Genomic DNA, 11888 nt, shown 5'->3' with positions numbered 1-11888 from the left:
CCAAGGACTTGGTACCGTGTCATCACTTTGAGAACACGGAACCCCACAATGGCTGGCCTTTTTGCCAATGACAGCGAACAGATCGACCGGCGCACCAGCCGCTCGATTTGCGATGCGGTGGGCGAACGGCTTCAGCAGAGCCTGCGCCCCGAACCACGGCTCCCTACGCACCTCGAACAGCTCCTCGACGAGTTGAAGCAGCGCGACCGCGATTCGCACTGACGTGAGGCTCACGCAAAAACGGGTTGCGTTCGACGCGCCTTGCGGTGACAAGGCCGCATGCTTGCTATCACCGACCTCTCCATCCGCCTTGCCGGACGCCTTCTGATTGACCAGAGTTCCGTGCAGATCACGCCCGGCGCGCGCGTCGGCATGGTCGGGCGCAACGGCACCGGCAAGTCGACCCTGTTCAAGGTGATCCGCGGCGAGCTGGCGGCCGAGCACGGCACGGTCACCCTGCCGCCACGCTGGCGCGTCGGCAGCCTCGCGCAGGAGGCCCCGAACGGCCCCGAAAGCCTGATCTCCGTCGTGCTCAAGGCCGACCTCGAACGCGACGCGCTGCTTCACGAAGCGGAGAGCGCGACCGACCCGCACCGGATCGCCGAGATCCAGACCCGCCTCGTCGACATCGACGCCCATTCGGCGCCGAGCCGCGCGGCCGCGATCCTGTCCGGCCTCGGCTTCTCCGCCACCGACCAGCTTCGCCCCTGCGCCGAATTCTCCGGCGGCTGGCGCATGCGCGTCGCGCTCGCCGCCACGCTGTTCGCCGCCCCTGACCTCCTGCTGCTCGACGAGCCCACCAACTATCTCGACCTCGAAGGCACGCTGTGGCTCGAGGATCACCTTGCGCATTATCCGCGCACGGTGATCGTGATCAGCCATGACCGCGACCTGCTGGAAAGCTCGGTCGACCAGATCCTGCATCTGGAGCGCGGCAAGCTCACTCTCTACAAAGGCACCTATTCCTCCTTCGAGGAGCAACGGGCCATGCGCGAGCTGCTCGATGCCAAGGCGGTCAAGCGCCAGGAAGCCGAACGCGCGCGGCTGCAGGCCTTCGTCGACCGCTTCAAGGCGAAAGCCTCGAAAGCCCGCCAGGCGCAATCTCGTGTAAAAATGCTGGAGCGGCTGAAGCCGATCACGGCGCTGGTCACCCAGGACGTGCGCGAAATCAGCTTTCCCGCGCCGGAGAAAATCCTGTCGCCGCCGATCATCGCCGCCGACAACGTCGTGGTCGGCTACGATCCGAACACGCCCGTGCTTAACCGCGTCACCTTGCGCGTCGACAATGACGACCGCATCGCGCTCCTTGGTTCCAACGGCAACGGCAAGTCGACGCTGGTGAAACTGCTCGCGGGCCGCCTCGCACCGTTCTCGGGCAAGGTGACGCGTGCCGACAAGCTCTCGATTGCCTATTTCGCCCAGCACCAGCTCGACGAATTGAACGAGGATGCCTCGACCTACGACCACGTCCGCAAGCTTATGGGTGAAGCGCCCGAGGCCAAGGTGCGCGCACGCGCCGGCGCCATCGGATTCTCCGGCAAGGCGGCCGATACCAAGGTCGGGAAATTGTCTGGCGGCGAGAAGGCGCGCTTGCTGCTGGGGCTGGCGACCTTCTTCGGCCCCAACATGATCATTCTGGACGAGCCGACCAACCATCTCGACATCGACAGCCGCGCTGCGCTTGCGGAGGCGATCAACGAATTCCCCGGCGCCGTCATCATGGTTTCGCACGACCGCTATCTGATTGAGTCCTGCGCCGACCAACTCTGGATCGTCGCCGACCGGACCGTGACCAATTACGACGGCGACCTCGACGAGTACCGCCGCCTGGTGCTGTCGGTGCGCAACGGCGAGCCCGCCCCGCGCGAGCGTAGCGCCGCGAGCGAGAAGCCGCAGCGCCCGAGATCGGACAATCGCGGCTCGCTGAAGAAGCGCATCGCGGAAGCCGAGAGCGAGATCGCCCGCGTCAGCGAGATCATCACCAAGATCGACACCGCGCTCGCCCTGCCCGACATCTTCACCCGGGATCCCAAGCAGGCCGCGCAGCTGTCGAAGGCACGCGCCAACGCCGCCGACGCGCTGGCGCGTGCGGAGGAACAGTGGCTGGAGGCGAGCACGCAGTTCGACGAAGCGGCGGGCTAGACTCAAAATCTGAAAAACAACCCCATGCACAGTAGCGGGGCTGGTGCGGCCGGAGCGTCGGTGAGACCACTCAAGCCGTTGAAACGCCTGGCTTAATCAGCAGACATCAGCGCTCCCGCATGATCTCGTGCCGGTAGCGCTGCAATGGCGATAACAGGTAGCTCAAAATGGTGCGCGAGCCGGTCCTGATCTCCACCGTCACGGCCATTCCCGGTGACAGGCTGACGAGGCGATCGTCCACCTGCATTTGCGTACGATCGAGCGAGATGCGTGCGCTGTAGCTCAGCTCCTGCCCGTTAGGCTCGCTGCTGTCGCGCGGCGTCCCGAGCGCGCGGTCGCTTCCCGGCGGACGGTCGCGGATGATGGCGTCCTGCGAGACGCTCAGCACCCGTCCCTCCAGCAGGCCGTAGCGGGTGAAGTTGAAGGTGTCGATCTTGACGGCGGCATCCTGCCCGGCCTCGACGAAGCCGATGTCGCGGTTGGAGATCATCGCCTCGACCTCGAGCCGCGTATCCGATGGCACGATCACCAGCAGCGATTGCGCGGGCGTGACCACGCCGCCCACGGTGTGGACCGCAAGCTGCTGCACGACGCCGTCGACCGGCGAGGTCAGCTGCTGCAGCCGGGTCCGCTGCTGCGCCTTGATCAGATCGCGCGCGACGCCATTGGCTTTCTGCTCGCTCTTGGCGAGTTCGTCGGACAGGCTCTTGCGATACTCAGCCACGGCCTGGGTGCGGGTCTCCCGGATCGCGGCGACGGCCGCCTCGGCTTCCTTCAGATGGCTGCTCTGGACGCGAAGCTCCTCCTGCTGCTCGATCAGAAGCTGAAGGGTCTCGTAATAGGTCAGCTTCGAGCCGATTTCCTTCTCCATCAGAATCTTGCGGATATCGACGCGCTGCTGGGTGACGGGGAGCAACGCATCCAGCTTGTGGATCGTCGCCGCAATGGTCTGATGCTCGGCCTCCTTCTGCGCCTGCTGGCGCGCAAGCGACGCCAATTTGGCGCGATGCTCGCTGACCTGATTGGCAAGAAGCTGCCGCTGTGTCGCGACCAGCGAGGGATCGGCATCCGCAGGCGGGACGAGATCGGTGGAGGCATCTTCGCCGCTTGCCAATGCGGCGCGGAGACGCGCCATATTGAGCCGTTCGGCCATGAGATCGTCATGCAGGTGATCGCGCTCCGCGGCATTCACGGTCGGATCGAGCTCGATCAGCACGTCGCCCGATTTGACCGCCTGCCCGTCCTGCACGTGGATGGCGCGCACCACCCCGGTCTCGAACGGCTGGACCACCTTGCTTCGCCCGCTCGACACCACCTTCCCGGTTGCGGACGCCACGATGTCGATCGTGCCCCATGCCGACCACGCGAGTGCCGCGCAGACAAGGAGCATCAGGGCGATCGCGATGGCCCGGCCGATCGGTGACGGTGGCGCCTCGGCAATCTCCAGGGCCGCGGGCAGGAAGGCGATCTCTTCAGTGCGCCGCGCCTTCGCTTTCCGGAAGGGAACGACGGTCTGCTCCGGCCGCGGGGCCGGCACCGCGCTAGCCGACCTCATAGATCCCTCCCTGGAGACGATGCAGGGCCGCGTATCGGCCACCGGTCTTGATCAACGCGTCATGCGTGCCGTCCTCGACCAGACGGCCGCGCTCCAGCGTGAAAATGCGATCGGCGCCGCGAACGGTGGACAGCCGATGCGCGATGATCAGGACGGTGCGGCCCCTCGCGATCTCCTTCATGTTCTCATGGATGATCCGCTCGCTTTCATAATCGAGCGCGCTGGTCGCTTCATCGAAGATCAGGATGCGGGGATTGGTCACCAACGCGCGGGCGATCGCGATGCGCTGGCGCTGCCCGCCCGAGAGCGTCGAGCCGCGCTCGCCGACGACAGTGTCGTAGCCTTCGGGAAGCTCCAGAATGAAATCATGCGCGCCCGCAAGTTTTGCTGCGTCCATGATGCGGTCCATCGGCAGGGTCGGATCGGCCAGCGCGATGTTGTCGCGCACCGAGCGGTTGAACAGCATGTTGTCCTGGAGCACCACGCCGATCTGGCGGCGGAGCCAGGCCGGATCGGTCATCACCAGATCCATTCCGTCGATCAGCACGCGGCCGCCTTGCGGAACGTAGAGCCGCTGCACCAGCTTGGCGAACGTGCTCTTGCCCGAGCCCGACGATCCGACGATGCCGACGGTTTGCCCGGCCGGAACATCGAACGAGACGTCATGCAGGATTTCCGGCCCATCGAGCCGGTAGCGGAACGACACGTGCTCGAACCGGATATTGCCCCGGATCGGCGGCAGCCCCGCACGCGCGGCCGAATAAGCCGGCTCAGCCGCGCTGTTGAGGATGTCGCCAAGCCGCGCGATCGAGAGCCGCGCCTGATGAAAATCCTGCCAGACCTGGGCCAGCCGCAGCACGGGCGCCGAAACGCGCCCCGCAAAAATGTTGAAGGCCACGAGCTCGCCGACGGTCAATGCGTCGCCGATCGCGAGGCGCGCGCCGACATAGAGAATGGCGGCGGTCACGACCTTGCTGACGAACTGCACGAGCTGGCTTGCGGTGTTGCCAAGGCTGGTGACACCAAAACTCGCCGAGACATAGCCGGCGAGCTGTTCTTCCCAGCGGCGCTGCATCTGCGGCTCGACCGCCATCGCCTTCAGCGTCTCGATGCCGCTGACACTCTCGACCAGAAAAGCCTGGTTCTCGGCGCCGCGGCGGAATTTCTCGTCCAGCCTGCGCCGAAACAGCGGCGTCGCCACCGCCGAGATCGCGATGTAGAACGGGAACGATGCCAGCACGATGCAGCTCATCAGCGGCGAATAGGCGAACATCACCGCCAGGAATACCGAGGTGAAGAACAGGTCGATGAGCAGCGTCAGCGACGAGCTGGTGATGAAATTGCGGATGTTCTCGAGCTCGCGAACCCGCGCCACGGAATCGCCGACGCGCCGCGCCTGAAACCAGGCCATCGGCAATGCCAGAAGGTGGTGGAACAGCCGCGCCCCCAGCTCCACGTCGATGCGGTTGGTCGTATGCGCAAACAGATAATTGCGCAGGATACCCAGCACCGTGTCGAACAGCGAGACGACGACGAGACCGATGACGAGCACGTCGAGCGTGGACAGCGAGCGATGCACCAGCACCTTGTCGATCACGACCTGGAAGAACAGCGGCGAGACCAGCGCGAAGAGCTGGAGGAAGAACGAGGCGGCCAGCACCTCGCCGAACAGCCGCCGGTATTTGCCGATCGCAGCGATGAACCAGGTGATATCGAAATGGCGCCCGAGGTCGGAGAGCCCGGCGCGCCGGGCCATCAGGATCAGTCCGCCGTCCCAGATCGCGCACAGCTCGTCGCGCTCCATCAGCACCGGGCGCTGGGCCTGCGGCGATTGCACCAGCACCTTGTCGGCGGAGGCTTTCGCGATGACCATGAAGCTGCCGTCGCGCAGTATCGCGATCGCCGGCAGCGGGCTCCCCGAAAGACGACTCCACTGCGTTCGATAGGTTCGTGCCTTGAGGCCGAGAGACTTGGCGCAGCGGATGATCTCCGCTGCGCCAAAGATAGCCGTTCCGGTCCGGTGCCTGAGCTGGTCGCGGTCGGCCGCAACACCTTGCAAATGCAGCAGGGTGAGCAGCGCGTCCAACCCCGTATCGGTCGAGACCGCGTTCGTGGTCATGGGCGTTCTCCGGGCCGGAGTTAAGCGTCAGGCGTGCTGCGGCGGTGCGAGGGTCTGGCTCTGTGCCGCGTGCGGATCGGGCAATGGCATCTCGCCGTGACCGTCACCCGCCGGAACGAGGTTTGCCGCCATGGCCTGGTTGAGCAGCATCGCGGCCGCCATCGCCCCGCCCCCGTTGATGACGACGTTGTTGCCGGGGCCACCGTCGAGGACGTCCTGTCCGCCACCACCGATCAGCACGTCGTCACCCGCACCGCCCGCGAGCGTGTCGTTGCCGGGGCTGCCGATCAGGACGTCATCGCCATTGCCGCCATTGGCGACGAGCTGGATGCCGCCGTGCAGACCGGAGGCCGTGATGACGTCGTCGCCATCGAGGCCGTTGATCACGATCCTGTCGCCCGCGCCGGCATCGGTGATGTTGATGTCCTGGCCGAGCCCCGACACCGTGATGATGCCGTCGTGCTCGGTCACCGTGATGACGTCGCTGCCGCTGGTTCCGTTGATCGTGACCGTATCCGCGGCGCCGTCATTGGCGCCGAGGTCGAGGTTGACCTGATTCACGCCGGTCCCGGAGAGGTCGCCGACCGTGATGTTGTCGGCACCACCGAGGGCGTTGAAGTTGATATGCTCGACGCCGTTGAGGTCCATCGCGATGGCGGCAACATCGCGGGTGAACAGCACCCGGCCGCCATTGGCCGAGATGTTGATGTTCTCGTTGATGTTGGCGCCGTTGAACAGCAGCGTATCGGTGCCCTTGCCGCCTTCGACCATGTCGCTGCCATCGCCGGGATTCCAGACGAAGGTATCATCGCCGGCGCCGAGATTGGCAACGTCGTTGCCACGGCCGCCGTTCACGATGTCATTGCCGGCACTGCCGGTGATGGTGTCGTTGCCGTCACCGCCGTTGATGTTGAGGCTGAACGGCTGCCCCGCCTTGATGGACGAGGCATTGATGACGTCGTTACCGCCTCCGCCGTTGACGGTCAGGACGTCACCGGCATCGGCGTGAGCGATGGTCACCTGCGCCGCAAGGCCGTTGACAACGATCGATCCGCCAGCGGTCGTGACCGAGATGTTGTCATCGCCTGCGGTGCCGTTCACGGTCACACGATCTGCCGCACCGTCACCACTCTGGCCGCCGGGGCCGGCACTGAGGTCGATCGCCACCTGCGTGACGCCGGTGCCGGAGAGATCGTTGACGGTGATGTTGTCGGCGCCGCCGGCGGCAGCGATCTGCACATGCTCGACGCCGTCGAGATCCATCGTGATGGCGCCGACGTCGCGGGTGAGAAGCGCGCGGCCGCCATTCGCCGAGATCGACATGTTCTCGGCGACGTTGGAGCCGTTGAACACCAGCGTATCCGTTCCCGCGCCACCTTCGACGGTGTCGCTACCGTCACCGGGATTCCACGTGAAGAGGTCGTCGCCTGCGCCGAGAAGCGCGACGTCGTTGCCGCGGCCACCGGTGACCTTATCGTTTCCGTCGCCGCCGATCAGGGTGTCGGCGCCCTGACTGCCGATGATGGTATCGTTGCCCGCGCCGCCGTCGATGGTCAGCCCAATCGCCGCAGCAAGTAGCGATGCATCGATGACGTCGTTGCCGCCGAGCGCCTGGATCACCAGCCGGTCGTTGGCAGCTTCCGCATTCGCGATCGTCACGACTTCAGGCAGGCCCGTTACCGTCACGGTCGTCCCGTCGGACGTGACCTCGATGTGCTGGCCAGCGTTGGTGCCGTTGACGGTCACCGTGTCGGCCGCGCCGTCGCCTTGCGTGCCGCCGGGAACGGCTCCGAGATCGACCAGCACCTGCTTGACGCCGGTCCCGGAGAGATCGCCGACGGTGATGTTGTCGGCGCCGCCGCGTGCATCGAATTCGATCTGCTCGATGCTATTGAGGTCCATCGTGATGTTGGCGACGTCGCGGGTGAAGCGCACCCTGCCGCCATTAGCCGAGATGTCGATGGTCTCGTTGATGTTGGCTCCGTTGAACAGCAGCTTGTCGTTGCCCGATCCGCCTTCGACCGTGTCGCTGCCGTCGCCGGGATTCCAGATGAAGGTGTCGTCGCCCGTCCCCAATTGCGCGACGTCGTTGCCGCGTCCGCCATTGACGATGTCGTCGCCGCTGCCGCCGATCAGGAGGTCGTTGCCGTCGCCGCCGGTGATCCTGTCGTTGCCGGCGCCGCCGTCGAGCGTCAGCGAGATCAGGCTGGCGAGTCCATTGCTTGCGGTGATGACGTCGTCGCCGCCGCCGGCGTGCAGCACGAGATTCTCCGTCGTGCCGATGTCGAGCGAAAATGGCGCCGCGCCCGTCCCATCGAATCGCACGCGCGTGCCGTTCGCCGTGATCGTGAACGTCTCCGGGTCATTGCTTCCGTTGACCTGCGCGGTGTCGTTGCCGTCACCGCCCTCGAACAGGTTGGTGCCGCCCCCCGGATTCCAGATCATGAGGTCATTGCCCGCTTCGCCGAACAACTGGTTGTCGCCGCTGCCGCCGTCCAGCGTGTCGTTCCCCGCGCCGCCGAACAGCAGATCGTTACCGCCGCCGCCCTTGATCGTGTCGTCGCCGGCCTGCCCAAACAGCAAATCGGCACCCGAGCCGCCCGTGATCCTGTCATTGCCGTCGCCGCCGAAAATGTGCACCGCGGGCATCGGGCCGTTGGATTCGTTAACGGTGATCGTGTCGTCGCCGCCCTGACCGAAGATGTCGATCTCATTGGTGTTGGCCACAGTGGGATCGCCACCGATCGTCTTCACCTGCCCGTTATTGATGAGAATGCGGCCCGACTTGTCGCGGCTGATCACGACGCCGTTATTGGCGCTGTCGCCGAAAATGGTGAGCTGGCCCGTAACCGGGGAGAAAACAGAGGTAGTAGACATTCAAATATTCCTTCGATCGATCTAGCCCCTCCCCTCGATGCGTAGCAGTGGTGCGGATGTCTTACTTGAAGCACTGCTTTAGACGCGCGTGATTATTCTGGAGATTTCCTCCAGTTTTCCTCCGGGCTGGTTTCGACAGCGGATGCAAACGCTCTCACATCACGAATTGCCGATCACGTATAACGGCAGCGTGACTTTCGAAGGCGCGCGCGAATCCCACCAACGCATTGATGCGCGCGCAGAAGCCACAGCTCGAAGCGACGACGCATTCGTTTTGATGAGATGGCGAATTCGATCGGTGCTCTCGTGCGCCGGACACAGCGCAGCACGATAGTGGTGCGCTGCTGAGCCGGGGCTCATGATCGAGAGAGACTGGATCGAGAGAGACTTGATCGAGAGAGACCTGGTCCCGGCTCCGCGCAGCAGCCCATAGCGCGTCGAAGACGCGCGTGGACGCGCTGATGGCGCTGCAGCGCGTCCGGGACGCGAGAGTTCGGCTTACGCCGACTTCTTCTTCGGCTTCGGCTTGGTCGCCTTCGGCATGACAGGCGCTTCCGGCGTGCCCTCGATCGAGGACAGACGGCCGGACGTGAAGGTGTAGATGCCTGCGCGCGGACCGGTGCTCCAGGTGACCACGGCAACGCGCCGACCGGCGGCGTCACTGGAGAGATTGACGGTCGAGGGCGCCCCGATGCCGCGCACCACATCGCATTCGGTGTGACCGAGCGCGACCGTGCCGCCCATGGGCGCCGGCGCCGTCGTCGAAGCATTGGCGTCAGCCGGCCCGGGGGGCGGCGTCATGCCGGGACAGGCGCCGTCGGCGCTGACCAGATCCTCGGCCGTCACGGGCTTGTCGGGGGTCAACGGCGGCGATTCGATTGAGATGCTCTTGATGAACAGGCGGCTCGGCGTGTTGAACCACTGGGCATCCTTGGACAACAGGTCGGTCCCCGAGCAGCCCGCGAGCAGCGGTGCTACGGCAGCCAACGCAACTATGAGCGAGCTGGGAAGCTTTTGATGTCGCACGATAAACTAAATTCCCCGCATGAAGGACCGGCCCTAAGCGATTGTCCCAACATCACTTTGCGGCACGAAGGTGACAAAAGCCAGCATCGCCCGAAAAGTGCAAATTATCATTAATTGCGAACGACCGCTAATTCCGGCGCTGCCAACGGCCCCGTTCGTCGGCCTGCCAATAGGTGACATCAAATCCCCGCGCCTTGCAATCCGTCCAGGCGCTCCGGGCAAACGCCAGCGCGTCCGGATCGTCGCCGTTGAACAGCAGCACCATGCGCTCATAGCCCTGCGCGTCCTGCGGCAGCGCGGCGTTGTCGACCAGGAAGCGGACATTGGCGCCGTTGGGATTGTCCTCCTCGATCGCCAGCACGATCGGCTGATCGGCGGCATCGTTCACGCGCCATGTCGCGTGCGGCAGGAAGGAATCGTCGCGGTAGGTCCATAAATGCGCGTCGAGCGCATCGGCGCGCTCCGGCGAGGTCGACTGCACCACGACGCGCCAGCCGCGCTCGAGCGACTTCTCGAGAAGCGGCGGCAACACGTTCTCCACCGTCATGTTTTGCAGATGGTAGAAAAGGACTTCGGTCATCTCAGATCATTTGCGCTCGTAGTGGTCGGCGACCAGACGGTCGAGCAAACGGACACCGTAGCCGCTTCCCCAGCTCTGGTTGATGTCGGTCTTCGGCGCCCCCATCGCGGTACCAGCGATGTCGAGATGCGCCCAGGGCGTGCCGTCGACGAAGCGCTGGAGGAACTGCGCCGCAGTGATCGAGCCGCCATGGCGGCCGCCGGTGTTCTTCATGTCGGCGAACTGGGAATCGATCAGCTTGTCGTATTCGGGGCCGAGCGGCATGCGCCAGACCTTCTCCCCGCTCTCGATGCCGGCCGCGAGCAGACGGTCGGCGAGCTCGTCATTGTTGGAGAACATGCCGGCATGCTCGGTGCCGAGCGCGACCATGATCGCGCCGGTCAGCGTCGCCAGATCCACCATGAATTTCGGCTTGGTCTTTTTCGCGACGTACCAGAGCACGTCGGCCAGCACGAGGCGGCCTTCGGCGTCGGTGTTGATGATCTCGATGGTCTGGCCCGACATCGAAGTGACGATGTCACCCGGCCGCTGCGCATTGCCGTCGGGCATGTTCTCGACGAGACCGATGGCGCCGACCACGTTGGCCTTGGCCTTGCGCGCGGCGAGCGCGTGCATCAGGCCGACGACGCAGGCGGCACCGCCCATGTCGCCCTTCATGTCCTCCATGCTGCCGGCCGGCTTGATCGAAATGCCGCCGGTGTCGAAGCAGACGCCCTTGCCGACAAAGGCGACCGGTGCCTCGCCCTTCTTGCCGCCGTCCCAGCGCATGATCACGGTCCGGCTCGGCCGTGACGAACCCTGGCCGACGCCGAGCAGCGCGCCCATGCCGAGCTTGTCCATCGCCCTGACGTCGAGCACCTCGACCTTGACGCCGAGCTTGCGGAGCAGGCCCGCGCGGCGCGCGAACTCCTCGGGAAAAAGCACGTTCGGCGGCTCGTTGACGAGATCGCGCGCGATGATCACGCCGTCGACGACATGGCCGGCCGAGGCAAACGCCTTCTTCGCCGCGGTGGCATCGCCGACCGCAAGCGAGACGTCGGCGCGCAAGCCGCCCTCCTCGCCGTCTTTCTTTTTCGTCTTGTAGCGATCGAACTTGTAGGCGCGCAGCCGCAGGCCCGAGGCGATCGCAACCGCCTGCTCGCTGGTCATGGCGCCATCAGGAAGTTCCGCGATGATGGTCATGGCAGCGGCCGCGGCCGAAAGCTTGCTCGCCGCCACGCCGCCGAATTTGAGGAAGTCGTTCGCCTTCAGGCTCGCCGCCTTGCCGGCGCCGATCACGACCAGGCGGGTGGCCTTCAGCCCCTCCGGTGCCAGGACGTCCAGCGCGGCGCCGCTTTTGCCTTTGAAGCCGGCGGCGGAGGCCGCCCGCTTGACCAGCTCAGTGGCCCCGCCGAGCGCCTTGGCCGTCGCCGGGCCGAGCTTCAGAGTGTCGTCGCAGAACACGATCAGGATGCCACGGGCGGCAGCAGACAACGGGACAAAGCCGACCTTGATGGCATCGGACATGGGTAACTCCTTCAAAACATCGGGCTTTTCGTCGCTGGGCGGACCCGGCCACGGGCCGGAGCTGAACGACGATTCACTGGGCT

General features: G+C 65.2%; 8 protein-coding genes. 2 read left to right on the top strand and 6 right to left on the bottom strand.

Features of this window, described 5'->3' with window-relative positions; translation table 11 throughout:
- Nucleotides 1-48: 48 nt before the first annotated feature.
- Together AC1DW2_RS30970 and AC1DW2_RS30965 are read left to right on the top strand one after the other, a co-directional pair.
- Complete coding sequence (locus AC1DW2_RS30970; protein WP_166096073.1) at nt 49-222, top strand: hypothetical protein; 174 nt, start codon at nt 49-51, stop codon at nt 220-222.
- A gap of 57 nt (nt 223-279) precedes the next feature.
- A complete protein-coding gene (locus AC1DW2_RS30965; RefSeq protein ID WP_477007856.1) occupies nt 280-2142 on the top strand; it encodes an ABC-F family ATP-binding cassette domain-containing protein in 1863 nt (620 codons plus the stop codon).
- A gap of 106 nt (nt 2143-2248) precedes the next feature.
- On the opposite strand, the gene AC1DW2_RS30960 is transcribed toward AC1DW2_RS30965, so the two are convergent.
- The 6 genes from AC1DW2_RS30960 to AC1DW2_RS30935 all read right to left on the bottom strand — a co-directional run bounded on the left by AC1DW2_RS30960 (nt 2249) and on the right by AC1DW2_RS30935 (nt 11805).
- A complete protein-coding gene (locus AC1DW2_RS30960) occupies nt 2249-3697 on the bottom strand; it encodes an HlyD family type I secretion periplasmic adaptor subunit (protein ID WP_477007855.1) in 1449 nt (482 codons plus the stop codon).
- Entirely contained in the window at nt 3684-5816 is a 2133-nt protein-coding gene (locus AC1DW2_RS30955; RefSeq protein WP_477007854.1) for a type I secretion system permease/ATPase, read from the bottom strand. Before AC1DW2_RS30955 ends, AC1DW2_RS30960 begins: the two co-directional genes overlap by 14 nt.
- A gap of 27 nt (nt 5817-5843) precedes the next feature.
- Nucleotides 5844-8693: a beta strand repeat-containing protein gene (locus AC1DW2_RS30950; protein ID WP_477007853.1), complete on the bottom strand. Its 2850-nt coding sequence runs from the start codon at nt 8691-8693 to the stop codon at nt 5844-5846.
- Between the two features lie 498 nt (nt 8694-9191).
- Entirely contained in the window at nt 9192-9680 is a 489-nt protein-coding gene (locus AC1DW2_RS30945; protein WP_028147753.1) for a hypothetical protein, read from the bottom strand.
- A 166-nt stretch (nt 9681-9846) separates the two neighbouring features.
- Nucleotides 9847-10299 (bottom strand): DNA polymerase III subunit chi, encoded by a 453-nt coding sequence (locus AC1DW2_RS30940; protein ID WP_014495779.1) that lies wholly within the window; start codon nt 10297-10299, stop codon nt 9847-9849.
- A gap of 6 nt (nt 10300-10305) precedes the next feature.
- Nucleotides 10306-11805 (bottom strand): leucyl aminopeptidase, encoded by a 1500-nt coding sequence (locus AC1DW2_RS30935; RefSeq protein ID WP_477007852.1) that lies wholly within the window; start codon nt 11803-11805, stop codon nt 10306-10308.
- Between the last annotated feature and the right edge of the window lie 83 nt (nt 11806-11888).

This window comes from Bradyrhizobium sp. P3_C3 (assembly GCF_056402655.1).
The sequence above is the reverse complement of the archived record's forward strand: the minus strand, read 5'-3'. Positions and strand labels throughout refer to the sequence as shown.

Bases quoted from the DNA above. Each gene is read 5' to 3' on its own strand.
- AC1DW2_RS30970 (WP_166096073.1), top strand. From the start codon at position 49: ATGGCTGGCCTTTTTGCCAATGACAGCGAACAGATCGACCGGCGCACC.
- AC1DW2_RS30965 (WP_477007856.1), top strand. From the start codon at position 280: ATGCTTGCTATCACCGACCTCTCCATCCGCCTTGCCGGACGCCTTCTG.
- AC1DW2_RS30960 (WP_477007855.1), bottom strand. From the start codon at position 3,697: ATGAGGTCGGCTAGCGCGGTGCCGGCCCCGCGGCCGGAGCAGACCGTC.
- AC1DW2_RS30955 (WP_477007854.1), bottom strand. From the start codon at position 5,816: ATGACCACGAACGCGGTCTCGACCGATACGGGGTTGGACGCGCTGCTC.
- AC1DW2_RS30950 (WP_477007853.1), bottom strand. From the start codon at position 8,693: ATGTCTACTACCTCTGTTTTCTCCCCGGTTACGGGCCAGCTCACCATT.
- AC1DW2_RS30940 (WP_014495779.1), bottom strand. From the start codon at position 10,299: ATGACCGAAGTCCTTTTCTACCATCTGCAAAACATGACGGTGGAGAAC.
- AC1DW2_RS30935 (WP_477007852.1), bottom strand. From the start codon at position 11,805: ATGTCCGATGCCATCAAGGTCGGCTTTGTCCCGTTGTCTGCTGCCGCC.